Source organism: Pseudomonas sp. 43A (assembly GCF_013363935.1).
GTDB classification, from domain to species: Bacteria; Pseudomonadota; Gammaproteobacteria; order Pseudomonadales; family Pseudomonadaceae; genus Aquipseudomonas; species Aquipseudomonas crudilactis.
The window spans coordinates 2,787,948-2,813,800 of record NZ_CP054880.1 but is presented as its reverse complement, the minus strand read 5'-3'; the positions used below and the strand labels follow the sequence as shown (position 1 = coordinate 2,813,800).

The window sequence follows — 25,853 nt, the reverse complement described above, 5'->3', positions numbered from 1 at the left end:
GGCGATTCGATCTGGACAGAGCCGGCATTCTAGTCGCTCACAAGCCGCCATCGCGAGCAGGCTCACAAGGTTCAGGATGTGCACAAATCCTGTGGGAGCGAGCTTGCTCGCGAAAGCGGAGTGTCAGTCAATATATATGTCGACTGACACGATGCCTTCGCGAGCAAGGTCGCTCCCAGGTTCAGCGGTGGAGCTTAAAGTTCAGCAGCGAGGCGCGAACCTTGGTTGATGGCGCGCTTGGCATCCAGCTCGGCCGCGACATCGGCACCACCGATCAGGTGCACGTTCTGCCCCGCTTCCACCAGACCGTCATGCAATTCACGCAGCGGATCCTGCCCCGCACAAATCACAATGTTGTCCACCGCCAGCAGTTGCGGCTCGCCGGTTTCGCCAATACGAATGTGCAGGCCCTGATCGTCGATGCTCAAGTATTCAACGCTGTTGAGCATCTGCACCTGCTTGTTCTTCAGACCGGTCCGGTGAATCCACCCAGTGGTTTTACCCAGACCATCGCCGACCTTGGTTTTCTTGCGCTGCAACAGGAACACTTCACGCGCCGGCGCGTGCGGTGCGGCTTTGATACCCGCCACGCCACCACGGGCTTCAAGTTGCGTATCGATGCCCCACTCTTTCCAGAACGCGGCGCGATCCTGGCTGGTCGCTACGCCTTGGTGAACGAGGAATTCCGAGACGTCAAAACCGATACCGCCGGCGCCGATCACCGCGACACGCTTGCCGACCGGTTTGCGCTCAAGAATCACATCCAGGTAGCTCAGCACCTTGGCATTCTCGACTCCCGGAATTGCCGGCACACGCGGGGCAATGCCGGTGGCGAGGATGATTTCGTCGTAACCGCCTTCAACCAGTTTCGCCACGTCGACGCGGGTGTTCAGGCACACCTCGACGTGAGTGGTTTGCAGCTTGCGCTTGAAGTAACGCAGGGTTTCGAAGAACTCTTCCTTGCCCGGCACGCGCTTGGCAATGTTGAACTGGCCGCCGATTTCGCTGGCCGAATCGAACAACGTCACCTGATGGCCACGCTCGGCGGCCACGGTCGCGGCGGACAACCCGGCAGGACCGGCGCCGACCACAGCGATTTTCTTGATCTGCTGCACCGGCAGATAATTGAGTTCGGTTTCGTGGCAGGCACGCGGGTTAACCAGACAACTGGTGAGCTTGCCGCCGAACGTGTGGTCGAGGCACGCCTGGTTGCAACCGATGCAGGTGTTGATTTCGTCAGCGCGGCCTTCAGCGGCCTTGATGACGAAGTCCGGGTCGGCGAGGAACGGCCGCGCCATCGAGACCATGTCGGCATCGCCTTCAGCCAGAATCTGCTCGGCGATTTCCGGGGTGTTGATGCGGTTGGTGGTGATCAACGGGATCTTCACCGAGCCACGCAACTTGGCCGTGACCTTGCTGAATGCGGCACGCGGCACTTTGGTGGCGATGGTCGGAATCCGCGCTTCGTGCCAGCCGATACCGGTGTTGATGATGGTCGCACCGGCCTGCTCGATGGCTTTGGCCAGGGTAACGATCTCGTCCCAGGTGCTGCCGCCCTCGACCAGATCAAGCATCGACAGACGGAAAATGATGATGAACTTCGGGCCCACGGCTTCGCGTACGCGGCGAACGATTTCTACCGGCAGGCGCATGCGGTTTTCGTAACTGCCGCCCCAACGGTCGGTGCGGTGGTTGGTGTGCGCAGCGAGGAACTGGTTAATGAAATAACCTTCCGAGCCCATGATTTCGACGCCGTCGTATTCGGCGGTTTGCGCCAGTACCGAACAGGTGACGAAATCGCTGATCTGCTTCTCGATGCCTTCTTCGTCCAGCTCTTTGGGCTTGAACGGGTTGATCGGCGCCTGAATCGCGCTCGGCGCGACCTGCTTCGGGCTGTAGGCGTAGCGGCCGGCGTGGAGGATCTGCATGCAGATCTTGCCGCCCGCCTCGTGCACCGCGCGGGTAACGATGCGGTGCTTGAGCGCTTCTTCTTCGGTGGTCAGCTTGGCCGCGCCGGAGTACACGCCGCCCTCGTCGTTCGGGCCAATGCCGCCGGTGACCATCAGGCCGACACCGCCGCGCGCACGCTCAGCGAAGTACGCCGCCATGCGCTCGAATCCACCCGGTTTTTCTTCCAGGCCCGTGTGCATCGAGCCCATCAGGGTGCGGTTGCGCAGCGTGGTGAATCCCAGGTCCAGCGGGGCCAACAGGTGCGGGTAATGAGCGGCGGTCATCGGTAACTCCACAACGAGCAATCACGGAAAAGTTGCGGGGGCTCTGCGGCTCCCGTCAGTCATGTTCGACAGACTAAGAGTCGCATCGCTGTCACTCAATGACCGTAACTGACAACTTATTGATCCAAATGCGCAGCGCCCCTTGGCAATCAAGCGTATGAGCCCTACCCTAGTCGCCATACCCTGCACCCGGTAGTTGTTGGTTTACATGCGCAAACTTTTGTACCTGTTCTTTTCCATGGCCCTCGTCGCCGCTCTGACCACCTACGCCATGTGGGCGGCGGATCGACCGACGGGACATTACTTGTCGGACCTGCGTATCAAGCTGGCAGTCGACCAGGGCACGCCCGCCGACCGTGGCAATCTGCTGGGTATCCAGCCCGAATTGTTTCCCACCGACTACCAAAGCCCCGAGCGCCTGCATCGCAAACTGGCGGCCTACCTGCAGCAAGCGCAGGATCAAGGCTTGTTGAACGACAAAACCGTGGTGGTGTTGCCGGAGAATGTCGGCACCTGGCTGCTGCTCAGCGGCGAGAAAGACGAGTTGTATCAGGCCCCGACCCTCGCCGAAGCAATGAACTGGCTGGCGGCGAGCAATCCGTTATTGTTCGCCCGCGCCTGGCTCAGCGCCAACGGCAAAGACCGTCTCAACGATGCGTACCTGCGTATGAAATCCAAAGCCATGGCCAAGGATTATCAGGCGCTGTTCGGTGGTCTGGCCAAGGAGTTTCATGTGACGCTGGTGGCCGGCTCGATCGTGCTGCCAGAACCGAGCATCCGCGACGGCCAGCTCAAATCCGGCAGCGGCGCGTTGTTCAACAGCAGCGTGGTGTTCAGTCGTGATGGCGTGCCGCTTGGCCAGCCGCAACGGCAGATGCACCCGGTGTTCGATCAGCGAGAAGTGATCGAAAGCGCAGACAAACACTTGCTCAATGTCGTCGATACTCCGGCCGGACGCCTCGGTGTGCTGATTGGCAGCGACAGCTGGTACCCGGATAACTACCGCAAACTCGACGAGCAACGCGCGCAATTGGTAGCGGTGCCCGCGCAGGTTCTCGGTCATCGTGCCTGGAACCTGCCTTGGCGCGGCTACAAGAGTTCCAACACCCCAAGCTCGGTCAGCCTCAAACCCGGCGAACTCACCGAAGGTCAGGCCTGGCATCGCCTGACCCTTACTGCACAACCGCCAAGCAGTCGAGCGATTGCCGGCATGAGCGTTTTCCTGCGCGGGCAGTTCTGGGACAAGGCGAGTTCCGGTCAGAGTTTCCTCAGCAGCAACGGTCAGCAGTTTGCCGACGGCGAGGCCCGTGGCGCGCGCTTGCTGAACATCTGGTTGTAAGCCATGAAGCCGCTGCCGATGCGTCTTGGGGATCTGTCGGTGGGCTTTGTTCACAGCCTCGCCGATGCCGTGCGCAGTCATGCAGCGGATCCACTGCCGTTGCTGGAGCAATATGGCCTGGACCCCGCGCGACTGGCCGAGGCCGGGGCGCGCTTGTCGATTCCGCGCTATATGCGCCTGGGCCACGCAGCGATTCAGTTGACCGGCGATTCGGCGTTGGGTCTGCGCATGGGTCAGCTCAGTCGCCTGAGCCAGGCTGGGCTGGCCGGTGTCACTGCCGCACAAGCGCCGACCGTCCGTGAGGCCGCGCGCTGCCTGATCCGTTTCGAGGCGTTGTACGGTTCCAACTATCGCGGCCAGTCCAACCTCCACGAAGATGCCCATGGCGCGTGGCTGCGTTTCTATTCGATCAGCCCGTACAACGCCTATAACCGATTTGTGGTGGACTCGATCATCGCCGGGTGGCTGCATCAGCTCTCCAGCGTCAGCCGCGAACCGCTGCGCGCTGAACGCATCGACATCGAATTCGAAGCGCCGGATTACCGCGATGCCTATAGCATGTTGGGCGATTGCCCAATCCAGTTCGGTGCAGAGCGCAATCAATTGCGCCTGAGCCTCGACAGCCTCGCACAGCGTAATCCCGAGCATTGCCCGAGTACCTGGCGGCATCTGCTGCAACTGTGTGAACGTGAACTGGAGCAGTTGACCCGCACCCGCAGCCTGCGTGAACGCATCACTCAGCTGTTGGGGCCGTTGCTCAATGGTGGCCGGGAACCCGACCTGGAAGAAGTGGCGGCACGCCTGAAGCTGCCGACCTGGACCTTGCGGCGCAAATTGGCCGAGGAAGGTACGCAGTTTCGCGCGATCCTCAACGATACGCGCCGGGATCTGGCGATGACGTACATCCGCGATACTGAACTGGCCTTCGGCGAAATCGCCTACTTGCTGGGTTTTGCTTCAGCCGAAGCGTTCCAGCGAGCCTTTAAACGCTGGAGCGGCCAGACGCCCGGCGAATTCCGTCGCAGCCATCGTAAATCCGCCTGACCCTTACAGCTCGGTGGCGTCTTCGGCGGGTTCCAGAGGATCCAGTTCAAAGGCCTGGTATTCGAGCAGCTCTTCTTGATAGTCATCCATCGCGTAATCCCCCTGCTGCTCTTTTGAATGGGCCTGAGCAAATGCCCAGTGCCTCGAGCTTAACGTGCTCGTGTGAAGGAAAAGTGAAACCCGGCCTTCATGAATAAAACGTAGCAGACGGTCAGGAATTTATCGCGGGACTTTTGTCCGGGGAATGTAACGAAATTCAAGGCAACCCAAAAACCCCTGTGGGAGCGAGCCTGCTCGCGAAGGCGGCCAGTCAGTCACATGCGTGCTGAATGTTCCGACGCTTTCGCGAGCAAGCTCGCTCCCACAGGATGTGCGGTGAGGCTTGATTATTGACCGGAGGCGGGCATCGCCGGAATCGGCTCGGATGGCGGCGGGATGTCCGGGTTGGCCGGTGGCGTGATGGTTTCGGTCGCCGGTGCAGGTTCTGCGCTCGGCGCCGGGGTGATCGGCGCGGCCTCTGCCGGTGGAGCGACCGGTTCCGACGTCACTGGCGCGGTCTCGGCAGGTGCTGGCGCTGGTTCTGCAGCCGGGGCCGGCGTTGCGGCAGGTTCGGCCGCCGGAGTCGGCGTTGGCGCCAGCGCTGCCGGCGCAGCCTTCACCTCAGGCACACCCAGGTCAGCTTTCGGTTTCTCTTCGATATGCGCGGCTTTCTTCGCATCTGCCGGCAGGAACTGCTCGACCAGGGTAAAGAAACGCTCGTAGAACTTCTGCGCGGTCACCGTCTCGCTGGCCACCTTGACCATCGAATCGTCGGACGAGCCGATCGGCATCGACACCGAACCCAGCACACCCACGCCGAGACTGGCCGAGTTGTTGGTCTTCTTCAGTGCGTAACGATCCTGCAAGGCATTGGCGAACATCGTCGCATGGTGCCCGGCGCTGCCGTCATCGGCGCAGACCACGTTGAAGCTGATCTCCATGTGGGTGTCGCCGGTTTGCTGGAAACTCTTGTGGCCGCTGACCAGTTTCGGGTCGCTGCTGGTAATGATGTAGCCCTGGCTGAGCAACGCACGGCGAGCCGCTTCGCAACTGACCGAGTCGGTGACCGGGTAATTGCGCGAAAACGTACCGGAGTCATCGAAGTTCTCATGCTCATACATCGGCTTGTCTTTCGAACAGCCGGCAACAGCGGTCAACAACAGCGCCAACCCGACTACACGCATGGGAGTGGAAATCAACATTGAACATCCTGAGAGAAAACAGTCCGGGGCGTATTGTGCAACAGATCGCTGCCCCGCTGCGCATGGATTAGTGTCTTAAAGCAGTTACAACTCTATCGACCCTCGGTTGCGGGAAAAAGTCGCAACGCCAAGTGATCAATGAACACGCGCAATTTTGCCGTGGCGTGACGACTCGATGGCCATAGGACCCAGAACTGCCCGGTGTGTTCAAGATGCGCATCGAGCACACGACGCAAGCGCCCTTGCGCCTCAGCCTCGCGGGTCATGAAGTCCGGCAGACAGGCAATGCCCATACCGGCCAGCGCCGCGTGGCTTACCGCCTCAATCGACGTACTGACCAACCGCGTCGGCAACGTCGGCTCTGCGGTACCCTCCGCGCGATTCAGCGGCCAGGTTTCCAGTTTGCCGGTGGCATGAAATGTATGCCGAAGGCACGCGTGATCCGCCAGATCGGCGGGCGCCTGCGGCACACCGCGTTGCGCCAGATAAGCCGGACTGGCCACCAGCACCATGTGAAACTCGCCCAACGCTCGCGCCATCAGTCGCGAATCCCGCGGTTTGCCGGTACGGATCACCGCGTCGAAGCCCTCTTCCACCACATCGACCATGCGGTCGGTCAAGTCCAGATCCAGCTCGATCTGCGGGTACAACGCCATGAATTCGGTCATGACCGGCATCACCAGACCATGCACCTGCGGCAGGCTGACGCGCAACTTGCCATGGGGTTTCGCAGCCGCATCGCATAACTCGAACTCCGCCGCCTCGACCTCGGCGAGAATCCTGCGACAGCGCTCCAGAAACAGCGCCCCTTCACTGGTCAGCGTGACGCTGCGCGTGGTGCGTTGAAACAGCCGCACGCCAAGTCGCGCCTCGAGCCGCGCAATACTTTTGCCCACCGCCGACGATGACACCCCTTGCAGTCGGCCAGCCTCAGTGAAACTGCGCGTCTCGGCGACCTGAACAAACACCGAAATACTGCCCAGGCTATCCATACCACCCTCCCATTGCCGACATCCGTGTCCGATATGTTCGGAACCTTAACCCGTTTTTCGCCGATGTGCAGCGCCATACCCTGTGCTCCTCGTCAACGTTGCACATGGATGCCGGCTCATGAATGACACACAACTCAGTTGCCCCACAGTTGAACACCCCGTCTCTCAACGCGGACGATTACCCCTCGGTGCGCTGCTGGCACTAGCCACCGCCGGGTTCATAACGGTCATGACCGAAGCAATGCCAGCCGGCCTGTTACCGCAGATGAGCAGCGGCCTGGACGTTTCCCAGGCGCTGATTGGGCAATTGGTGACGCTGTACGCGCTCGGTTCGATCCTGGCAGCAATCCCGCTGACGATCGCCACCCGTGGCTGGCGAAGAAAACCGCTGCTGCTGGCCGCCATCGCAGGCTTCGCCATCGCCAACAGCCTCACCGCCCTGTCGCAATGGTACTGGCTGACGCTGATTGCACGGTTTATTGCCGGCATATTTGCCGGGCTGCTGTGGGCGCTGCTGGCAGGTTACGCAAGCCGCATGGTCGCTCCGCACTTGCAAGGCCGCGCCATAACGGTAGCGATGCTCGGCGCGCCACTGGCGCTGTCGCTGGGAATTCCCGCAGGTACTCTGCTCGGCACTCTGGTCGGCTGGCGCCTGAGCTTCGCCATCATGACCGGACTGACCGTTGCGCTGGTGATCTGGGTGTACTGGCAAGTCCCGGACTTCGCCGGCGAACGCGTGGGAAACCGCACGCCGCTGCGTCAGGTATTCACCTTGCCGGGCGTGCGATCGGTATTGTTAGTCACCCTCACCTACGTCGTTGCGCACAATCTGCTGTACACCTACATCGCGCCTGTCCTGCAACCCTCCGGACTCGATGCCAGTGTCGACCGCGTGCTACTGGTATTCGGCCTCGCTTCAGTGCTGAGCCTGTGGATCGTCGGCAGCCTGATTGACCGCTGGCTGCGCGAACTGGTGTTGATCAGCGCCGGATTGTTCCTGCTCTCGGCGATAGCACTGGGCCTGTGGCGCGACTCGCCCAACGTCATTTACATCGCGACTGCCGTCTGGGGACTGGCGTTCGGCGCCATGCCATCGTTGCTGCAAACCGCCTCGGCGAAAGCTGCGAAAGAGGCTGCCGATACGGCGCAATCGATGTTGGTTACGCTGTGGAATGTCGGGATTGCTGGCGGGGGGTTGGTGGGTGGTTTGTTGCTGGGCAATCCCGGGGTTGGGGCGTTTCCGTGGATTGTTGCAGGATTGTTGGTGTTGACCCTGTCAGTAACTATCAAAGCTCTGGAACATGGTTTTCCAAGAGCCGGATGAGACCGAATGCGCTGTTGAGTTGAAGCCATACGGCTGGAAAACGGTCGGCTGGAAGGCCGTCTTCGCGAGCAGGCTCGCTCCCACAATTGGATTGAGTAAATCCGCAAGAAACAGGTCGGCTGGCAGGCCGCCTTCGCGAGCAAGCTCGCTCCCACAGTTTTAATCTGTGTACCGCCCACGCGGCAAAGCCGCCCCACTCAACAGGATGAGCGTTAGCTCGGCTGCAGCTCTTGATCTTGATCTGAAAGCCCGTCGGCAGGCTGAGTGGAGGGATTGATCCGGGGGTGGGAGCGCAGCGACCGTTCGACGAAGTCGAACACATCGAGAGGAGGTGCAGCGAAGCAAACCGTAGGCGATGCCCCCGGATCAATCCCGGAGCGAAGGAACCCCGAGCCCCAGCGAGCGGGCCGAACGTCAGGGCAAAGCCTTTTGGGTTACCTTTTCGGCGTTTGGAAAAGGTGACTCGCTGTAAGAGCGAAACCGCCAGCGGCCGCACCCAAAGCAACGGATATTCACCCAAAACCCCAAAAACATGGTCGGCCCAAAGGCCGCCACGACCCAACGCCCAAAAAAAAGCCCCGACCTATACAGGCCGGGGCTTTCACATCACATCACAGCTCAATCAGACATCAAAACCGCTTGATCTCAGCCTGAGCTTCCAACTGCTTGCGGTACGCCGCGAAGTCCTGCTGCCCCTCACGCGAAGCAAGGAAACGACGGTACTGAACCTTCTCTTCATCCGTCGGCGCAGCCGCTTCGTTAACGCCATTCAGACGCACGATCATCAGACTGCCATCCGCCAACGTCACGCTGGTGAACGTCGGCTTGTCCTTGGCAGCCGGTTTCGGCATACGGAACAACGCTTGCAGCACCGCCGGATCAACCCCTTCCTGACCACGAGTGGCCGCTTCGGTGGCTTTCCAGTTCTGACCATCAACTGCCTTGTCCAACGGTGCCTTGCCATCGCGCAGATCCGCAATCAGCTTCTCGGCCTTGGTCTTGGCAGCAGCGCTGGCGTGCTCTTTGGTCAGCTGAGTGCGGATGGCCGCATTCACGCTTTCCAGCGGCAGTTGCGCAGGCTTCAGGTGCTCCTTGGAACGCAGCACGATCACGGTTTCCGGATCCAGCTCGATGGCGGTGCTGTTGGCACCCTCGTCGATCACTTCAGTGCTGAATGCAGCGGTGACCACAGCACGGTTGGCTGCAACACCTTCGCCACCTTCACGGCCGAACGGCTTGGAGGTGTGCACGGTCAGCTTCAGATCCGCCGCTGGCTGAGCCAGGTCAGACGCTTCGAACGCGGAGTCTTCCAGTTGCTTGGTCGCCTCGACGAAACGCTGCTCGACCTGCGCGGCTTTGAGCTCGCGGGTCAGCTTGTCTTTCAGGCTGGCCAGAGTTGGCACTTCCGGCGCTTCCACACCCAACAGCTTGATCAGGTGGTAACCGAAGTCAGTACGAATCGGCTCCGACACCTGGTCTTTCGACAGAGAGTACAAGGCTTTTTCGAACGCCGGATCGTAAACGCCAGGACCGGCGTAACCGAGATCACCGCCATTGTTGGCAGAACCCGGATCCTGCGAGAACTCTTTGGCCAGCGCTTCGAACTTCTCGCCCTTGGCCAGACGCGCCTGGACTTCGTCAATCTTCGCCTTGGCCTGAGCCTCGGTGGTCTTGTCGTTCACTTCGATCAGAATGTGCGCGGCACGACGCTGTTCCGACAGGTTGGCGATCTCTTTCTGATACGCCGCCTGCAGGTCTTCGTCCTTGACGGCAACCTGATCAAAGAACGAGGACTTCTTCAGCTCAACGTAATCGATGATCACTTGATCAGGAGTCATGAACTCCTTGGCGTGTTCGTCGTAGTAGGCCTTGACCTCGTCGTCGGTCAGTTTGACCGCCGCCGGATCAGCCTTGACGTTCAGGGTGGCGAAATCGCGGGTCTGTTTTTCCAGACGGGCGAATGCCAGCACTTCAGCGTCGGTAACAAAACCACTGCCCGCCACACCGGCGCGCAGTTGGCCGATCAGCATTTCCTGAGCCAGCATCTGGCGGAATTGCATGCGGCTGTAACCCAGTTGACGGATCACCTGGTCGAAGCGCTCGGAGCTGAACTTGCCGTCCACCTGGAATTCAGGTGTCTGCAGGATCACTTGGTCCAGGGCGCCTTCGGAGAAAGCGAATTTCGCTTGTTCGGCGCCTTGCAGCAACAGCTTGCGATCGATCAGACCCTTGAGGGCCGATTCACGCAGCATTTTTTCGTCGAGCAAGGAAGCATCGAAGTCTTTGCCCAACTGTTGCATCAGCTGACGGCGTTGCATGTCAACGGCCTGGCTCAGTTCGTTCTGGCTGATTTCTTCACCGTTGACCTTGGCCGCCTCATTCTTGTGAGTCGTGGCCTGGAAAATGGCGTCGAAACCGGTCAGAGCCATCAGTGCAACGATGACCCCGATAATGGTCTTGGCAATCCAGCCTTGTGAATTGTCCCTGATATTCTGCAGCATGCGTCCCCCAGAAACGGTTGAACTTCAAAATTAGGCAACCGTGGAGCGTGGGTAGAATCCGGATAGAAGAAAGGCGCATCCGAGGATGCGCCTTCTCGTAACTGGCGGAGCGGACAGGGCTCGAACCCTCGATCCCGGCGTTACAGGCCACTGTTTCAGCGACCTGCTCTACCGCTCCGCTGCCAAGTCAGGCATGACCCCGACCCGGATGGGTAAAAACCTGAAAACTTAGTTAACAGCTTCTTTCAGTGCTTTACCGGCTTTGAAACCTGGCTTCTTGGCAGCCGGGATTTCCAGAGTCTTGCCGGTTTGAGGGTTACGACCGGTACGAGCCGGACGGTCCGTCACGGAGAAAGTACCGAAACCAACCAGAACAACGGAGTCGCCAGCCTTCAGAGCGCCAGTGACGGATTCGATTACAGCGTCCAGCGCACGGCCAGCAGCAGCTTTCGGGATATCAGCGGATGCAGCGATAGCATCAATCAGTTCCGACTTGTTCACTCTAAGTCCCCTTATATCTATTTTGAGATGATTCTAAGTTTTTTGGTGAAAGCAAAAACGAGTGCTGAATGGCCTACAGACACTTAAGAGCCGCTTTATAACAAGGGCTCTAAAAAACTGTCAAGGAAGCCCCCCAGGCAAAAGCGTATTAATGCGTGCTAATTCTTTCCTTAGAGTCAGACTCACGTTTTTCGTCCTTGGCAACTATCTCCGGAGCCACATCCGGCAAGGGCTCCGGCGCGTATTGCAGCGCAATTTGCAGGACCTCGTCAATCCATTTAACCGGTTTAATCTGCAGATCCTGCTTGATATTGTCAGGAATCTCCTTCAGATCACGCACGTTCTCTTCCGGAATAATCACGATCTTGATTCCGCCGCGGTGAGCCGCCAGCAGTTTTTCCTTCAGACCGCCAATCGCCAGCACTTGACCACGCAGCGTGATTTCACCAGTCATGGCGACATCGGCGCGCACCGGAATGCCGGTCAATGCCGACACCAGCGCCGTGCACATGCCTACACCGGCGCTAGGGCCGTCTTTCGGCGTCGCCCCTTCCGGCATGTGGATGTGCGTGTCGCGCTTCTCGTGGAAGTCCAGAGGAATGCCCAGGCTCTTGGCACGACTGCGGACAACGGTCAGCGCGGCAGTGATCGATTCGACCATCACATCGCCCAGCGAACCGGTCTTGATCAGTTGACCTTTACCCGGCACAACCGCGGCTTCGATAGTCAGCAATTCGCCGCCCACCTGAGTCCAGGCAAGGCCTGTGACCTGACCGATCTGATCCTGTTGCTCAGCCAGACCGTAGCGGAATTTGCGCACGCCGAGGAAGTGTTCAAGCAGGTCAGCTGTCACTTTCACCGAGAAGCGTTTTTCCATTGCGTGCTCTTTAACGGCCTTGCGGCAGACCTTGGCGATCTGACGTTCGAGGCCACGCACACCGGCTTCACGGGTGTAGTAACGGATGATGTCGCGGATCGCTTCAGCGTCGAATTCCAGCTCGCCCTTCTTCAGACCGTTAGCGGCGATCTGCTTTGGCGAGAGGTATTTGACGGCGATGTTGATCTTCTCGTCTTCGGTGTAGCCCGGCAGACGGATCACTTCCATCCGGTCGAGCAGTGCCGGCGGGATGTTCATCGAGTTCGAGGTGCACAGGAACATCACATCGGAAAGGTCGTAATCGACTTCCAGATAGTGGTCGTTGAAGTTGTGGTTCTGCTCTGGATCGAGCACTTCCAGCAACGCCGACGCCGGGTCGCCACGCATGTCGCTGCCCATTTTGTCGATTTCATCGAGCAGGAACAGCGGGTTGCGCACACCCACCTTTGTCATCTTTTGAATCAATCTTCCCGGCATCGAACCGATGTAAGTCCGGCGGTGACCGCGAATTTCCGCTTCATCACGCACGCCACCAAGGGCCATGCGCACGAATTTACGGTTGGTGGCATGAGCAATCGACTCCGCCAGCGAAGTTTTACCCACGCCCGGAGGACCGACCAGGCACAACACCGGGCCACGGATTTTCTTCACGCGTTTTTGCACGGCGAGGTATTCAAGGATACGTTCCTTGACCTCTTCGAGGCCGTAGTGATCGGCATCGAGAATGTCTTCTGCGCGCGCCAGGTCCAGACGTACCTTGCTCTGCGCCTTCCACGGCACTTGCACCAGCCAGTCGATGTACGAGCGCACCACGGTGGCCTCAGCGGACATCGGCGACATTTGCTTGAGCTTGTTCAGCTCGGCAGTGGCTTTGGCCAACGCGTCTTTCGGTAGACCGGCAGCGTCGATACGCTTTTTCAGGTCTTCGATTTCGTTGTGGCCTTCGTCGCTGTCGCCGAGTTCTTTCTGAATGGCCTTCATCTGCTCATTCAGGTAGTACTCGCGCTGACTGCGCTCCATTTGCTTTTTGACGCGGCCACGAATGCGTTTTTCGACTTGCAGCAGATCGATCTCGGCATCCAGCAACGCCAGAACGTGCTCGACCCGAGCCGACAAATCGATGATTTCGAGGATTTCCTGCTTCTGCTCGATTTTCAGCGCCATGTGCGCGGCCATGGTGTCGACCAGGCGGCCTGGCTCATCGATGCTGTTGAGCGACGACAGGACTTCAGCCGGGACCTTCTTGCCCAGCTGTACATATTGTTCGAACTGCGACAGCAGTGTGCGCACGAACACTTCGGATTCGCGCTCGGCGGCGTCGACTTCTTCGATCAACGAGACTTCGGCACGGCAGTGACCGTCGACTTCGCTGAAGCGCTCGACGGTGCCACGCTGCTCACCCTCGACCAGAACCTTTACGGTGCCGTCAGGCAGCTTCAGAAGCTGTAGAACAGTGGCAATGGTACCTACGCGATAGAGAGCGTCTTCACCGGGATCGTCGTCAGCCGGGTTTCTCTGGGCCAGCAGCAGGATCTGCTTGTCGCCCGTCATCGCGGCCTCGAGGGCTTCGATGGATTTCTCGCGCCCCACGAACAGCGGGATAACCATGTGCGGATAAACCACGACATCACGCAATGGCAGGAGAGGCAATTCGATGGTTGTCTTCATGATTTCGCCTCTACGGCGGCCATATGGCCGTAATCGGATGGAATTGAGCTTGAAACCAAGATGGGGGCTGCCTTGAAAAAAAACAAGCGCAAAGCGGATGTAAAAATCGACATAAAAAAAAAGAGGCCCGAAGGCCCCTTCTTTGTTGCGGCGCAGTGGACGCTTACGCGTCCGGCGCTGCCTTGGCCGTCGGCTCACTGTTTTCATAGATATACAGTGGCTTGGACTTGCCTTCGATCACGCTTTCATCGATCACGACCTTGCTCACCTCGGACTGCGAGGGGATTTCATACATCGTGTCGAGCAGCACACCTTCGAGAATCGAGCGCAGGCCACGGGCACCGGTTTTACGTTCCAGAGCACGTTTGGCGACCGATTTCAGTGCGTCGGTCCGGAACTCCAGATCCACGCCTTCCATCTCGAACAGCTTGGCATACTGTTTGGTCAGAGCATTTTTCGGCTCGGTGAGGATCTGCATCAACGCAGCCTCATCCAGCTCGTCCAGCGTTGCGAGGACCGGCAGACGACCGACGAACTCAGGGATCAGACCGAACTTGACCAGATCGTCAGGCTCGACTTCACGCAGGGATTCACCGACTTTCTTGCCTTCTTCCTTGCTGCGCACTTCTGCGTTGAAGCCGATGCCGCCCTTGGTGGAACGGTTTTGAATAACCTTTTCCAGACCGGAGAACGCACCACCGCAGATGAACAGGATGTTACGGGTGTCGACCTGCAGGAATTCCTGCTGCGGGTGCTTGCGACCACCTTGCGGCGGTACGGAAGCGACCGTGCCTTCGATCAACTTCAGCAAGGCCTGTTGCACGCCTTCACCGGAAACGTCCCGGGTGATCGACGGGTTGTCAGACTTGCGGGAAATCTTGTCGATTTCGTCGATGTAGACAATACCCATCTGGGCTTTCTCTACGTCGTAATCGCACTTCTGCAGCAGCTTCTGAATGATGTTCTCGACATCTTCACCCACGTAACCCGCCTCGGTGAGGGTGGTTGCGTCGGCGATGGTGAACGGAACGTTCAGCAAGCGGGCCAGTGTTTCGGCCAGCAGGGTCTTACCGGAGCCTGTCGGGCCGATCAGCAGGATGTTGCTCTTGCCGAGTTCGACGTCGTCAGCCTTCTTGTCACGCTGGTTCAGGCGCTTGTAGTGGTTGTACACCGCTACGGCCAGAACCTTTTTCGCACGCTCCTGACCAATGACGTACTGGTCAAGGATGCCGCTGATTTCTTTAGGCGAAGGCAATTTATGCGCGCTGCTTTCGGCCTGGGCTTCCTGCACCTCCTCACGGATGATGTCATTGCACAGGTCGACGCACTCGTCGCAGATAAAGACCGAGGGGCCGGCAATCAATTTGCGCACTTCATGCTGGCTTTTGCCACAGAAGGAGCAATAGAGCAGCTTGCCGTTGTCCTCGCCGTTGCGGGTGTCAGTCATTCGTTCGATCCAAATCCGATAGGCTTGCAACACAAGATGAAGGCTATTGCGGGCTTTTTCAAGCCCGCCGCTGATCAGACCAGCCGACCAAGCCTATTTTGAGCTGCTTATTTTAAGCTGGGCGCTGGTTGATCACTTCGTCGATCAGGCCATATTCCTTCGCAGCTTCTGCACTCATGAAGTTGTCGCGATTGGTATCGCGCTCGATTTCTTCCAGAGTACGCCCGCTGTGCTTGGCCATCAGCGTGTTCAGGCGCTCGCGAATGAAGAGGATTTCCTTGGCGTGGATTTCGATGTCCGACGCCTGGCCCTGGAAACCGCCCAGTGGCTGGTGAATCATCACGCGCGAGTTCGGCAGGCAGAAACGCTTGCCCGGGGCACCTGCGGTCAGCAGGAATGCGCCCATGCTGCAGGCCTGACCGATGCAGGTGGTCGATACGTTCGGCTTGATGAACTGCATGGTGTCGTAGATCGACATGCCTGCTGTCACCGAACCGCCCGGAGAGTTGATGTAGAGATGGATGTCCTTGTCCGGGTTTTCCGCTTCAAGGAACAGCAGTTGCGCGCAGATCAGGTTGGCCATGTAGTCCTCTACCGGACCCACCAGAAAGATCACTCGCTCCTTGAGCAGGCGCGAATAAATGTCATAGGCGCGTTCGCCACGAGCAGATTGCTCGACAACCATCGGGACCAGGCCGCCGGCGGCCTGGATATCAGAGTTCTGCTGAATATAAGAATTACGGAACATGCTCTGCAGTCGCTCCCAAATAGTTATGTCTTGAATACGCATAAGCCAGCTCGAGAGCTGGCTTATGGTGTGTACTTCTTAACGCAAAACCAATCAGTCGGCTGTTGGAGCTTCTACCGGCTTGACTGCTTCTTCGTAAGAGACCGCTTTGTCGGTCACACTAGCTTTCTGCAGAACAGTATCCACAACTTGCTCTTCCAGCACAACCGAACGCACTTCGTTCAGCTGCTGCTCGTTTTTGTAGTACCACGACACAACCTGCTCAGGCTCTTGATAAGCCGAAGCCATTTCCTGAATCATTTCGCGAACGCGAGCGTCGTCAGGCTTCAGGTCGAATTGCTTGACCACTTCAGCAACGATCAGACCCAGCACAACGCGGCGCTTGGCTTGCTCTTCGAACAGCTCGGCCGGCAGTTGATCAGGCTTGATGTTGCCACCGAACTGCTGAACAGCCTGCACGCGCAGACGGTCAACTTCGTTGGACAGCAGCGCCTTCGGCACTTCGATCGGGTTGGTGGCCAGCAGACCGTCCATTACCTGATTCTTGACCTTGGATTTGATCGCCTGACGCAGTTCACGCTCCATGTTCTTGCGAACTTCGGTGCGGAAACCGTCGATGCCGCTTTCCTTGATGCCGAATTGAGCGAAGAACTCTTCGTTCAGCTCTGGCAGTTTAGGCTCGGAAACAGTGTTGACGGTCACGGTGAACTCGGCGGTTTTGCCAGCCAGGTCCAGGTTCTGATAGTCCTCTGGGAAAGTCAGGTTCAGAACGCGCTCTTCGCCCGCTTTAGCGCCAACCAGGCCTTCTTCGAAGCCCGGGATCATGCGACCGGAACCCAGTACCAGCTGAGTGCCCTTGGCGGAACCGCCAGCGAATACTTCGCCGTCAACCTTGCCAACGAAATCGATGTTCAGTTGGTCTTCGTTCTGGGCAGCGCGATCGGCCACTTCAAAACGAGTGTTCTGCTTGCGCAGGATGTCGAGCATTTTGTCCAGGTCAGCGTCAGCCACGTCAGCGCTCAGGCGCTCAACGGTGATGCCGTCGAAACCGGCAACGGTGAACTCAGGGAACACTTCGAATACAGCAACGTATTCCAGGTCCTTGCCAGCTTCGAGCGACTTAGGCTCGATCGACGGCGAACCAGCAGGGTTCAGCTTCTGCTCAACCACAGCTTCGTAGAAGGAGGACTGGATCACGTCGCCTACAGCTTCCTGGCGAGCATCGGCACCAAAACGGCGCTTGATTTCGCTCATTGGCACTTTGCCTGGACGGAAGCCAGCAATCTTGGCCTTTTGGGCAGTCTGCTGCAGACGCTTGTTGACCTGAGTCTCGATGCGCTCAGCCGGCACGGTGACGCTCATGCGGCGCTCGAGAGCAGTAGTATTTTCAACAGAAACTTGCATGGATATTCCTCGTTGCACAGACGTTAGCCGGCCGTTTCCGACCCCAGAATCAAGGGCATGCATTCTAGTGGGTCAAACTCAAGAAGTCACCCTACTGAAAACGGGTAAAAAAACAGCAGGCATTTTATCGGGACCGCCGCACCAGTGCAGCGCGCCCCACAGGCGAATACAACCAATCTCGCCAGGGCTCTGCGCCAACCGCTTCTATATATAGAAGAGATTGCCAATCACTCCCTGACGGCCGAACCTGCAAGCAAGCCCGGCGAGCAGCGCAGCATCATCGAGCAACATAAATACGACGAAGTGCCCTGCTCCTGCGCCCCGAAACCGTTAATCACCGGTTTTCAGAACCGCTAAAACAAAAAAGGCGCCAGACTGTTAAATCTGGCGCCTTTCGAAATATGGGGTGGACGATGGGGATCGAACCCACGACAACGGGAGTCACAATCCCGTGCTCTACCAACTGAGCTACGCCCACCATATTGCGTAACAAAAAAGCCAAACAACTTCTTTGTTGAAACCTCACCAGCCCGAAGACATGAATGAAGCTTTAATTGGTGCGGATGAAGAGACTCGAACTCTTACGCCTCGCGGCGCTGGAACCTAAATCCAGTGTGTCTACCAATTCCACCACATCCGCAGGTGAAGCTTTAAAGCAAAGGCGCCAGACTGTTACATCTGGCGCCTTTCGAAATATGGGGTGGACGATGGGGATCGAACCCACGACAACGGGAGTCACAATCCCGTGCTCTACCAACTGAGCTACGCCCACCATATCGCGTTACTTGTGCCAAAGCTGCCTAATGGCGCACCCGGCAGGACTCGAACCTGCGACCATCCGCTTAGAAGGCGGATGCTCTATCCAGCTGAGCTACGGGCGCCTTATTAATCTGTACTCTTAAAGGACTACAAACTAAGTGCTTTCCAGTGTCGCAGAACCTTGATTCCGCTTCACCTTCTTAACCAGTGCTAGGCTGTGCCCGACAAGTGCGACGAATAGTATAGAGCGCTCCGAAGGTCGTCAAATCCTTTTTGAAAAAAATTCATTTAATTAAAGGAGTTAGACGAATTTGCTGACCAAGCGCCTTTGCCCTCACCGCTCGACATGCGAGAATGCGTTCTCATTTTTTCCCCTCTCGATGGTTAATCACGCGCAATGACTGCACAACTAATCGACGGCAAATCGATCGCCGCCAGCCTGCGCCAGCAGATCGCCCAACGAGTTGCCGAGCGTCGCCAGCAAGGCCTGCGCACTCCCGGCCTCGCGGTGATCCTGGTCGGCAGCGATCCTGCCTCTCAGGTTTATGTCTCGCACAAGCGTAAAGACTGTGAAGAGGTTGGCTTCCTCTCTCAAGCCTACGACCTGCCCTCCGACACCACGCAAGACGCGCTGACCGATCTGATCGATCGCCTCAACGACGACCCTGCGATCGACGGCATCCTGCTTCAGCTGCCGCTGCCAGAGCACCTGGACGCCTCCAAATTGCTGGAGCGCATTCGTCCGGACAAAGACGTCGACGGTTTCCACCCTTATAACGTCGGTCGCCTGGCCCAGCGCATTCCCCTGCTGCGCCCATGCACCCCTAAAGGCATCATGACGCTGCTGGAAAGCACCGGCGCTGACCTTTATGGCATGGACGCAGTGGTCGTCGGCGCTTCCAACATCGTCGGTCGCCCGATGGCGATGGAGTTGTTGCTGGCCGGCTGCACCGTGACCGTGACCCACCGCTTCACCAAGGATCTGGCCGGCCACGTTGGTCGTGCCGATCTGGTGGTGGTGGCCGCCGGCAAGCCGGGCCTGGTCAAAGGCGAGTGGATCAAGGAAGGCGCGATCGTGATCGACGTCGGCATCAACCGTCAGGACGACGGCAAACTGGTCGGTGACGTTGTCTACGAAACCGCCCTGCCCCGCGCCGGCTGGATCACGCCGGTACCGGGCGGCGTCGGTCCGATGACCCGCGCCTGCCTGCTGGAAAACACCCTTTACGCAGCAGAAACCCTGCACGCCTGAGTCGTCGTTTTCAGCGATAGAAAAACCCGCCTCGTGCGGGTTTTTTCATGCCTGAGAAAAAACTGTAACCGTTCGCCGGAAACCCCTCTTTTTACAGGCCTTTTCACGAGTTTTTCAGGTCGTTGAAACAACCATCGACAGATCTTCAGCCATACTCCTAGAATGCGACGCTTTGAAGAAATAACCCGTTACAAACTAACGGAATATCCAACCTTTATGAGTTCGCCCGCGTGAAAATTCGTCTTTCGATTCTGAGCCTGTTTTTTGCTTTTACAGGCACATTCATCACGCCAACGATCAACGCTGCGGAAACCACCGCTGCCCCTCGTGATGCTTCGAGCCTGAAGATCGCCTCCGGCAGTGCCCTGCTCATGGATATGCAGACCAACAAAGTCATCTACTCCAGCAACCCTGACGTGGTCGTGCCGATCGCTTCTGTCAGCAAGCTCATGACTGGATTGGTAGTGGTTGAAGCCCGGCAAAACATGGACGAATGGATCAATGTCGATATCAGCAACACGCCGGAAATGAAGGGCGTGTTCTCCCGAGTCAAACTGAAAAGTGAGCTGCCGCGCCGCGAGATGCTGCTGATTGCTCTGATGTCCTCGGAAAACCGTGCCGCCGCCAGTCTGGCGCACCACTACCCGGGCGGTTATGCAGCCTTTATCGCGGCGATGAACGCCAAGGCCAAGGCACTGGGCATGACCAATACGCACTACGTCGAGCCGACCGGCTTGTCCGAACGCAACGTCTCTACCGCCCGTGACTTGAGCAAGTTGCTGGTCGCCGCGAGCAAATATCCGATTCTCAGCGAACTCACCACCACCAAGGAAAAGACCGTGTCGTTCCGCAAACCCAATTACACCCTGGGTTTCCGCAACACCGATCACTTGGTCAACAAGGCAGATTGGGACATCAAGATCACCAAGACCGGTTTCACTAACCCTGCCGGTCATTGCCTGGTACTGGTGACGAAAATGGGTAACCGCCCGGTCGCGCTGGTGATCCTCGACGCGTTCGGCAAGTACACCCACTTTGCTGACGCCAGCCGCATTCGCAGTTGGGTGGAAACCGGGCGCAGCGCCAGCGTTCCGGCGGTGGCTCAGCAGTACAAGGCTGAGAAAAACCTCAAGAATCGCCAGAGCGGCGTGGTCGAAGCGTCCAAGTAAGCCACCGCACAAGAAAAAGCCCCGAATCCTCGGGGCTTTTTTTCGCCTGCGTATCAGTCATTTGGCAGCGGCATCTGGTCGTCATCAGGGATGCCATCGCCCGCACTCGGATCCCGCGAAGGTTCCGGTGTCATGACATTAGGCCGGGCCATCGGATCGCGCAGCGGGCTGTCCGGGTCCAGCACCGGATAAATCTCCGGCTCTGGAGTTGTAGGCACGCTGTCCGGTTTCTGGTCATCGAAGCTTGAATCGGTACTCATACGCACCTCACATCAAGGTTTCAGATTGGCTAACGGGTCATAAGGCTTGGCCGGCTGCTTGTCGTCTTCGCCGGGTTTCACGTCTTTTGGTGCTTTCGCCGGGCCGACGGGATCGACTTGCGGATCATCGAGATCCGGCGAATCCGGATCGAAGCCCAGATCATGACCCGAAGAATGCTCGGAAGAATGCGGGCCTTTCGGCGATGGGGAATCTGCCATGCTCACCTCCTGATTTACCCGAAAACGGGTTATAGGCGTAAGAGGCTTGCCGGGCGCAGTCGTGCCCGGCAGATGACGAACGGAGATTCAGTGTGCCGCCAACGCCTTGCGCGCCTGGGCCGCTTCGTTTTCCTGACCGGCCTGGGACAGTTCATCGGCCGCTTTGAGCCAGCGCTGACGATCAACGGCTGCCGGGATCTGTGAGGGTTTTTGAATCAGAATCGCCCAGCCACCGGACTTTTCCAGCGACGATTCAAAGGCGCTGAAACTCATCAGTTCGCGACGGTTCATCCCGGCACGCAGCAAGACCTTCTGTTTGTTGCGGTCGTAGCCGGACAGGATCGCGTAACGCGGCTCGGCCCAGAACGCCGAACCCTCGCTGAAGCGCACCATCACCGGATAACCCGCCGCCACCTGCGTCAACAGCGCTGGCAGATTGCTGTCCAGCGGATAAACCACCATGCCGTACTCACGGGCAAGGTTCTGGATATTCTGCTGCAGCTTGTCTTCGGCACCCGGCAAGTGCAGTGGTTTTTCCAATAAACCCGGGGTGATCACGACGCCCTGCTGCGACAACAGGCTGGCCAGCACTTGCGGGCCGCTCTGATTGGCTTCGCCGCGATAGAACGTGCCACTGAGTTCGACCCGCTCCGGCAGACGCTTGACCTCAGGCGCCACACTGCCTGCACATCCGGCCAACACGGCCGCGCAACCGGCCACCAGCAGCGCCACACGAATTCGAGAAAATACCTGCACCATCATCACTCTCTGTTCAGACGCCGGTCATCGTGTTCCGGCAACGCCTGCGATCATAGGGCCGCGCCAGGCTGCGGTATAGCCTTAAGCGGCAGACACATCGATTGCATAGAGCAAACTGATTGGTCACCAGCGACCTTTGGTCAATAGCCTGAAACACCCCATTGTCTAGACTGTCATTGAAACAGAGCGAATTGAAAAAGTGTGCGCCCGATGCAGGGCGAAGAGGAGGCACTGATGAGCCTGACCATGACTATCGTAATGTTGATTGCCGGCTGGCTGGCCGTGGCTGCCGCCATGTTGTGGGGCGTGCTGCGGGTTTCGCGGCGCCACCATCACCATCCGGTTCAGCCTGTTGCGGTTGAGAAAGCCGAGAAGCACCGGGTACGACACGCCGCCGCGCATTGAGGATTAACGTCAAAGCGAAAAGCCCCTCACCCTAGCCCTCTCCCGGAGGGAGAGGGGACTGATCGAGTTGTTTTCTCGAGTTACGTCGACCTGAAATAACGAGCCGAACTCAGGTTTGAGAACCGCACCGATCGGCTCCCTCTCCCTCGGGAGAGGGCTGGGGTGAGGGGCTGGTTTTACCGGATATAGAAAACCCGAAATGAAAAAAGGCCGCCTGAACTCAGTTCAAGCGGCCTTTTTGGCTTACTGGCGGTTACACCTGCTCAGCCAGCTTCTTCTGCTTCGCCCGACGCGACATCATGTTCAGCACTTCAATCGAAGCGGAGAACGCCATCGCCGCATACACATAACCTTTCGGTACGTGGGCGCCGAAGCCTTCGGCGATCAAGGTCATACCGATCATGATCAGGAAGCCCAGGGCCAGCATCACCACCGTCGGGTTGTCGTTGATGAATTTGGCCAGCGGTTCAGCGGCAAACAGCATCACCAGCACCGACACCACCACCGCGATGATCATGATCGGCAAGTGTTCAGTCATGCCGACGGCGGTAATGATGCTGTCGATCGAGAACACCATGTCGAGCATCAGGATCTGGCCAATAGCGGCAGCGAAACCCAGAGTAACCGTCGAGGTCGCCGACTTTGGATCTTCCGGCGCCGGGTCCATGCTGTGGTGGATCTCGGTCGTGGCTTTCCAGACCAGGAACAGACCACCGGCGATCAGGATCATGTCCTTCCACGAGAAAGCCTGACCCAGAATTTCGATAACAGGCGCGGTCAACTGCACGATGAAGGCGATGGTGCTCAACAGCGCCAGACGCAGGATCAACGCCATGCCGATACCGATACGGCGTGCTTTCTGCTGGTACTGCTTGGGCAATTTGTTGGTCAGGATCGAAATAAAGATCAGGTTATCGATGCCGAGCACGATTTCCATCACCACCAATGTGGCCAAAGCAACCCAGGCGGTGGGGCTGGCGGCGAGCTGTAACAGATATTCCATGGGTCAGTCCTGACTCTGTGTAAGACGAATTAGATGGTCTTGGAGGAAGATTCGGATTGTTCCGCGTCTTTTTCCGGTGTTTCTTTTTTCTCGATCAAGCCGCCGGTGGCATCACTCAGCGCTTGTTCGGCGGCTTTGTGGGTGTCGTCGATCGCTTGCTTGGCGCTTTCGGCAGCCTTGCCCATCAGTTGCTGGGCGCTTTTCTCGGCCTGATCGCAACCGGCCATAAGCAGTAAAGACGCAAACATCAAAGCTGGGATTGTGTATTTCATAAGGTTTCCTTCGAATGAACAGACAGGCTCACAGACCGGCCGTCGATGGCTGGGCATTCTAGGGAGATGAACACTTCAGGAAAATTCGTATTTTTAGCGGCTATACTTCGGTTTTCACGAACTGTAGATCGCCATGCTCAACTACCGACAACTGCATTACTTCTGGGTTGTAGCCAAGACCGGCAGCATCGTGCGCGCCTGCGAGCAACTGAACCTGACCCCGCAAACCATCAGCGGGCAGATTTCCCTGCTCGAACAGACTTATGGCATCGAACTGTTTCGCAGAGTCGGCCGACAGCTGGAACTCACCGAAGCCGGGCGACAAGCCCTGCCCTACGCCGAGCAGATGTTCCAGCTCGGTGGCGAACTGGAACTGATGCTGCGCGCACAACCCAATGAACAGCAGATCCTGTTCCGTGTAGGGGTGGCAGATGTGGTGCCGAAGTCCATCGTCTATCGCCTGATCGCACCGACCATGGAGCTGAACGAACCGCTGCGCATCACCTGCCGCGAAGACAAACTCGAACGCTTGCTCGCCGATCTGGCGATCCAGCGCCTGGACCTGGTGATCTCCGACAGCCCGATGCCCTCGCACCTCGACATCAAGGGCTACAGCCAGAAACTCGGTGAATGCGGGATCAGCTTCTTTGCCACTGCTGAATTGGCGGCCAGGTACGGTCAGGATTTCCCGCGCAGCCTGCACGGCGCGCCACTGCTGATTCCCGGCGCGGAAACCGTAGTGCGCAGCCGCTTGCAGCGCTGGTTTGCCGAGCAGCAGATCCAGCCGCAAATCGTCGGCGAGTTTGATGACAGTGCCTTGATGCAGGCGTTTGGCCAATCCGGCAGCGGAATTTTTATCGGCCCGAGCGTGATTGCCGATGAAGTGAAGCGCCAGTACGGCGTCGAACTGATAGGCCAGACCGACGCGGTGACCGAGTCGTTCTATGCCATTTCGGTGGAACGCAAGGTCAAGCACCCCGGTATCGTTGCGATTACCGAAGGTGCCCGACGCGAGCTGTTCACGGCGTTATGAGGCCTCGGCGCACATTTCGCGCGGCTTGAGTGTCATCAGCACCATGGCGAGGAACACTGAGAGCAAGATGAAACCGGCGGCGGCAAAGCCAAGGAAGCCCAGACCCGCGCTGTCGATGACCCGGCCTCCGACGATAGCGCCCAGACCGATGCCCAGATTGGCCCCGGCGATGTTCAACGAAGCGGCAAAGGCTGGCGCTTCTGGCGCGGCTTTCATCAGGCGCACATGACTGACCAGGAACAATGCAGCCTGGGTGATGCCCCAGATTCCCATCGCCACCGCCAGCCCCAGCGGCGAGTGAATGTTCGGCACCAGCGAGACCATGCCGGAAATCATGAACGCACAGAACAACACCGATGCCCCCAGCGGATGGCGATCGACCGCACGACCGCCCAGCGAGTTGCCAATCAGCCCGACCGCGCCGAAGGCCATCAGGCACCAACCGACGACGGTGCCGTTGAAGCCGGCAAGGCGCTCAAGAATGTCGGCCAGATAGGTGTAAGCGGTAAACATGCCGCTGAACACCAGAATCGACAGGACGATATGGCCGATCATCAACGGGCTACGCAGGATCTTGAACTGCGAGCGGAAGCTGACCTGATGCTGATGCAGACTGGTTTTCGGCAGATAAACAAACAGCAGCAAGGCTTTGGCAAAAGCGATGACCGCCAGAATGCCAAAGGCACTGCGCCAGCCGAACGCATCGGAAATCAGCGTGCCGACCGGGATGCCGAACACCGTGGCGCAGACAATGCCGAAGCCGATCTTGGCGATCGCCCGACCGGCGAAATCCGGGCCGACGATGTCCACGGCGGTCTCACTGGCCAAGGCCCAGAACACCGGCAGACCCAGCGCAGGGATCAACCTGGCAATTGCCATCACCCAGATGTTCGGCGCCAGCGCCGCCACGGTATTGGCCAGACCGAACATGATCAGGATGCTGATAAACAGCTTGCGCCGCTCGAACCGGGCGAAATAGGCGGTCAGGAAAGGCCCGAACATCGCCACGGTAAAAGCGAATAGCGTCACCAGCAACCCAGCCTGCGGGATGGTGACTGCGAGGTCTCGGGCAATCGCCGGCAACAGGCCGACGATAACGAATTCCGTGGTCAGCACCGTGAATCCGGCAGCGGACAACAGAAGAATGGGCAACAGCATGCGCAACTCCAGCAAAACGACGACACCAGCGTTGACCCGGAGGCCCGCTGGCAGAGTTTGAAAATAAGGATGCGCAATCTTAACAGAGTGTGTCCGGACTGACTTGCACAAACCTGTCTATCTGGTTGACTGATCCGGTGGCAGATCGTCACATGCCTGAAGGATAAGGCCTACGCTGTGATAAAGTCCGCGCCCTGAAAAACGTACAGCCTGTTCAACGACCGGTTTATTGGCGTTGATGTCG

Annotated in this window: 22 protein-coding genes and 4 tRNA genes; 7 read left to right on the top strand and 19 right to left on the bottom strand. The window is 58.3% G+C overall.

Translation table 11 applies throughout. The features are described from left to right. Positions 1–194 precede the first annotated feature (194 nt). Positions 195–2,234, bottom strand: a complete 2,040-nt coding sequence (locus tag HUW52_RS12580; protein WP_175553805.1) for an NADPH-dependent 2,4-dienoyl-CoA reductase — start codon at positions 2,232–2,234, stop codon at positions 195–197. Between the two features lie 208 nt (positions 2,235–2,442). Here HUW52_RS12580 and HUW52_RS12575 point away from each other — a divergent pair, with 208 nt between their 5' ends. Both HUW52_RS12575 and HUW52_RS12570 read left to right on the top strand, forming a co-directional pair. Further along, positions 2,443–3,573 carry a carbon-nitrogen hydrolase family protein gene (locus HUW52_RS12575; protein ID WP_175553804.1) on the top strand — a complete coding sequence of 377 codons (1,131 nt, stop codon included), beginning with the start codon at positions 2,443–2,445 and terminating at the stop codon, positions 3,571–3,573. A gap of 3 nt (positions 3,574–3,576) precedes the next feature. Continuing rightward, complete coding sequence (locus HUW52_RS12570) at positions 3,577–4,617, top strand: AraC family transcriptional regulator (RefSeq protein ID WP_175553803.1); 1,041 nt, start codon at positions 3,577–3,579, stop codon at positions 4,615–4,617. Between the two features lie 386 nt (positions 4,618–5,003). On the opposite strand, the gene HUW52_RS12565 is transcribed toward HUW52_RS12570, so the two are convergent. Beyond that, on the bottom strand, positions 5,004–5,858 hold the full coding sequence (locus HUW52_RS12565; protein ID WP_016983898.1) for a DUF2242 domain-containing protein: 855 nt from the start codon (positions 5,856–5,858) through the stop codon (positions 5,004–5,006). A gap of 92 nt (positions 5,859–5,950) precedes the next feature. Further along, entirely contained in the window at positions 5,951–6,850 is a 900-nt protein-coding gene (locus HUW52_RS12560; RefSeq protein ID WP_175553802.1) for a LysR family transcriptional regulator, read from the bottom strand. 118 nt (positions 6,851–6,968) lie between these two features. Between HUW52_RS12560 and HUW52_RS12555 the strand changes: the two genes are divergently transcribed. Further along, on the top strand, positions 6,969–8,174 hold the full coding sequence (locus HUW52_RS12555) for an MFS transporter (RefSeq protein WP_175553801.1): 1,206 nt from the start codon (positions 6,969–6,971) through the stop codon (positions 8,172–8,174). A 629-nt stretch (positions 8,175–8,803) separates the two neighbouring features. Here the strand turns inward: HUW52_RS12555 and HUW52_RS12550 are convergent. The 10 genes from HUW52_RS12550 to HUW52_RS12505 all read right to left on the bottom strand — a co-directional run bounded on the left by HUW52_RS12550 (position 8,804) and on the right by HUW52_RS12505 (position 18,201). After that, on the bottom strand, positions 8,804–10,675 hold the full coding sequence (locus tag HUW52_RS12550) for a SurA N-terminal domain-containing protein (protein ID WP_175553800.1): 1,872 nt from the start codon (positions 10,673–10,675) through the stop codon (positions 8,804–8,806). Between the two features lie 228 nt (positions 10,676–10,903). Further along, positions 10,904–11,176, bottom strand: a complete 273-nt coding sequence (locus HUW52_RS12545; protein ID WP_003183171.1) for an HU family DNA-binding protein — start codon at positions 11,174–11,176, stop codon at positions 10,904–10,906. A gap of 148 nt (positions 11,177–11,324) precedes the next feature. Beyond that, positions 11,325–13,721: an endopeptidase La gene (gene lon, locus HUW52_RS12540; RefSeq protein ID WP_016986884.1), complete on the bottom strand. Its 2,397-nt coding sequence runs from the start codon at positions 13,719–13,721 to the stop codon at positions 11,325–11,327. Between the two features lie 163 nt (positions 13,722–13,884). Beyond that, a complete protein-coding gene (gene clpX / locus HUW52_RS12535) occupies positions 13,885–15,168 on the bottom strand; it encodes an ATP-dependent Clp protease ATP-binding subunit ClpX (protein ID WP_003223632.1) in 1,284 nt (427 codons plus the stop codon). A gap of 112 nt (positions 15,169–15,280) precedes the next feature. Next, the gene (clpP, locus tag HUW52_RS12530; protein ID WP_007951559.1) at positions 15,281–15,916 is read right to left on the bottom strand and encodes an ATP-dependent Clp endopeptidase proteolytic subunit ClpP; all 636 of its coding nucleotides are present in this window, start codon (positions 15,914–15,916) and stop codon (positions 15,281–15,283) included. Positions 15,917–16,009: 93 nt separating this feature from the next. Then, on the bottom strand, positions 16,010–17,320 hold the full coding sequence (gene tig / locus HUW52_RS12525) for a trigger factor (RefSeq protein ID WP_016986883.1): 1,311 nt from the start codon (positions 17,318–17,320) through the stop codon (positions 16,010–16,012). Positions 17,321–17,722: 402 nt separating this feature from the next. Further along, positions 17,723–17,798: transfer RNA gene (locus tag HUW52_RS12520), tRNA-His, on the bottom strand. Positions 17,799–17,875: 77 nt separating this feature from the next. Further along, positions 17,876–17,960: transfer RNA gene (locus tag HUW52_RS12515), tRNA-Leu, on the bottom strand. Positions 17,961–18,016: 56 nt separating this feature from the next. Continuing rightward, positions 18,017–18,092 (bottom strand) — tRNA-His (locus HUW52_RS12510). 32 nt (positions 18,093–18,124) lie between these two features. Next, positions 18,125–18,201 (bottom strand) — tRNA-Arg (locus tag HUW52_RS12505). A gap of 275 nt (positions 18,202–18,476) precedes the next feature. Between HUW52_RS12505 and folD the strand changes: the two genes are divergently transcribed. Both folD and pbpG read left to right on the top strand, forming a co-directional pair. Beyond that, complete coding sequence (gene folD / locus HUW52_RS12500; RefSeq protein ID WP_038362797.1) at positions 18,477–19,331, top strand: bifunctional methylenetetrahydrofolate dehydrogenase/methenyltetrahydrofolate cyclohydrolase FolD; 855 nt, start codon at positions 18,477–18,479, stop codon at positions 19,329–19,331. Positions 19,332–19,561: 230 nt separating this feature from the next. After that, positions 19,562–20,500 carry a D-alanyl-D-alanine endopeptidase gene (gene pbpG, locus HUW52_RS12495; protein ID WP_016986881.1) on the top strand — a complete coding sequence of 313 codons (939 nt, stop codon included), beginning with the start codon at positions 19,562–19,564 and terminating at the stop codon, positions 20,498–20,500. Positions 20,501–20,553: 53 nt separating this feature from the next. On the opposite strand, the gene HUW52_RS12490 is transcribed toward pbpG, so the two are convergent. The 3 genes from HUW52_RS12490 to HUW52_RS12480 all read right to left on the bottom strand — a co-directional run bounded on the left by HUW52_RS12490 (position 20,554) and on the right by HUW52_RS12480 (position 21,738). Next, entirely contained in the window at positions 20,554–20,760 is a 207-nt protein-coding gene (locus tag HUW52_RS12490; protein ID WP_175553799.1) for a hypothetical protein, read from the bottom strand. Positions 20,761–20,772: 12 nt separating this feature from the next. Further along, entirely contained in the window at positions 20,773–20,979 is a 207-nt protein-coding gene (locus tag HUW52_RS12485; RefSeq protein WP_026000733.1) for a DUF6021 family protein, read from the bottom strand. An 87-nt stretch (positions 20,980–21,066) separates the two neighbouring features. Further along, entirely contained in the window at positions 21,067–21,738 is a 672-nt protein-coding gene (locus HUW52_RS12480) for a peptidase C39 family protein (protein ID WP_175553798.1), read from the bottom strand. A gap of 246 nt (positions 21,739–21,984) precedes the next feature. Here HUW52_RS12480 and HUW52_RS12475 point away from each other — a divergent pair, with 246 nt between their 5' ends. After that, entirely contained in the window at positions 21,985–22,143 is a 159-nt protein-coding gene (locus HUW52_RS12475) for a hypothetical protein (RefSeq protein ID WP_175552660.1), read from the top strand. Between the two features lie 253 nt (positions 22,144–22,396). Here the strand turns inward: HUW52_RS12475 and HUW52_RS12470 are convergent, their stop codons facing one another. Both HUW52_RS12470 and HUW52_RS12465 read right to left on the bottom strand, forming a co-directional pair. Continuing rightward, positions 22,397–23,146: a TerC family protein gene (locus HUW52_RS12470; RefSeq protein WP_016986876.1), complete on the bottom strand. Its 750-nt coding sequence runs from the start codon at positions 23,144–23,146 to the stop codon at positions 22,397–22,399. A 29-nt stretch (positions 23,147–23,175) separates the two neighbouring features. Then, entirely contained in the window at positions 23,176–23,418 is a 243-nt protein-coding gene (locus HUW52_RS12465; protein WP_175553797.1) for a hypothetical protein, read from the bottom strand. A gap of 133 nt (positions 23,419–23,551) precedes the next feature. On the opposite strand from HUW52_RS12465, the gene nhaR reads away from it, so the two are divergent. Beyond that, on the top strand, positions 23,552–24,451 hold the full coding sequence (gene nhaR / locus HUW52_RS12460) for a transcriptional activator NhaR (RefSeq protein WP_016986874.1): 900 nt from the start codon (positions 23,552–23,554) through the stop codon (positions 24,449–24,451). On the opposite strand, the gene HUW52_RS12455 is transcribed toward nhaR, so the two are convergent. Next, the gene (locus HUW52_RS12455) at positions 24,446–25,609 is read right to left on the bottom strand and encodes an MFS transporter (protein ID WP_016986873.1); all 1,164 of its coding nucleotides are present in this window, start codon (positions 25,607–25,609) and stop codon (positions 24,446–24,448) included. The two genes, nhaR and HUW52_RS12455, sit on opposite strands and share 6 nt — an antisense overlap. Positions 25,610–25,853 lie beyond the last annotated feature (244 nt).

What these genes read in the sequence shown, in the direction of transcription:
- HUW52_RS12550 (WP_175553800.1), bottom strand. Translation starts at nt 10,675, where the DNA reads ATGCTGCAGAATATCAGGGACAATTCACAAGGCTGGATTGCCAAGACC.
- HUW52_RS12455 (WP_016986873.1), bottom strand. Translation starts at nt 25,609, where the DNA reads ATGCTGTTGCCCATTCTTCTGTTGTCCGCTGCCGGATTCACGGTGCTG.
- HUW52_RS12580 (WP_175553805.1), bottom strand. Translation starts at nt 2,234, where the DNA reads ATGACCGCCGCTCATTACCCGCACCTGTTGGCCCCGCTGGACCTGGGA.
- HUW52_RS12475 (WP_175552660.1), top strand. Translation starts at nt 21,985, where the DNA reads ATGACTATCGTAATGTTGATTGCCGGCTGGCTGGCCGTGGCTGCCGCC.
- nhaR (WP_016986874.1), top strand. Translation starts at nt 23,552, where the DNA reads ATGCTCAACTACCGACAACTGCATTACTTCTGGGTTGTAGCCAAGACC.
- lon (WP_016986884.1), bottom strand. Translation starts at nt 13,721, where the DNA reads ATGAAGACAACCATCGAATTGCCTCTCCTGCCATTGCGTGATGTCGTG.
- folD (WP_038362797.1), top strand. Translation starts at nt 18,477, where the DNA reads ATGACTGCACAACTAATCGACGGCAAATCGATCGCCGCCAGCCTGCGC.
- HUW52_RS12485 (WP_026000733.1), bottom strand. Translation starts at nt 20,979, where the DNA reads ATGGCAGATTCCCCATCGCCGAAAGGCCCGCATTCTTCCGAGCATTCT.
- clpP (WP_007951559.1), bottom strand. Translation starts at nt 15,916, where the DNA reads ATGTTCCGTAATTCTTATATTCAGCAGAACTCTGATATCCAGGCCGCC.
- HUW52_RS12490 (WP_175553799.1), bottom strand. Translation starts at nt 20,760, where the DNA reads ATGAGTACCGATTCAAGCTTCGATGACCAGAAACCGGACAGCGTGCCT.
- HUW52_RS12465 (WP_175553797.1), bottom strand. Translation starts at nt 23,418, where the DNA reads ATGAAATACACAATCCCAGCTTTGATGTTTGCGTCTTTACTGCTTATG.
- HUW52_RS12555 (WP_175553801.1), top strand. Translation starts at nt 6,969, where the DNA reads ATGAATGACACACAACTCAGTTGCCCCACAGTTGAACACCCCGTCTCT.
- HUW52_RS12470 (WP_016986876.1), bottom strand. Translation starts at nt 23,146, where the DNA reads ATGGAATATCTGTTACAGCTCGCCGCCAGCCCCACCGCCTGGGTTGCT.
- HUW52_RS12570 (WP_175553803.1), top strand. Translation starts at nt 3,577, where the DNA reads ATGAAGCCGCTGCCGATGCGTCTTGGGGATCTGTCGGTGGGCTTTGTT.
- clpX (WP_003223632.1), bottom strand. Translation starts at nt 15,168, where the DNA reads ATGACTGACACCCGCAACGGCGAGGACAACGGCAAGCTGCTCTATTGC.
- tig (WP_016986883.1), bottom strand. Translation starts at nt 17,320, where the DNA reads ATGCAAGTTTCTGTTGAAAATACTACTGCTCTCGAGCGCCGCATGAGC.
- HUW52_RS12480 (WP_175553798.1), bottom strand. Translation starts at nt 21,738, where the DNA reads ATGGTGCAGGTATTTTCTCGAATTCGTGTGGCGCTGCTGGTGGCCGGT.
- HUW52_RS12575 (WP_175553804.1), top strand. Translation starts at nt 2,443, where the DNA reads ATGCGCAAACTTTTGTACCTGTTCTTTTCCATGGCCCTCGTCGCCGCT.
- HUW52_RS12565 (WP_016983898.1), bottom strand. Translation starts at nt 5,858, where the DNA reads ATGTTGATTTCCACTCCCATGCGTGTAGTCGGGTTGGCGCTGTTGTTG.
- HUW52_RS12560 (WP_175553802.1), bottom strand. Translation starts at nt 6,850, where the DNA reads ATGGATAGCCTGGGCAGTATTTCGGTGTTTGTTCAGGTCGCCGAGACG.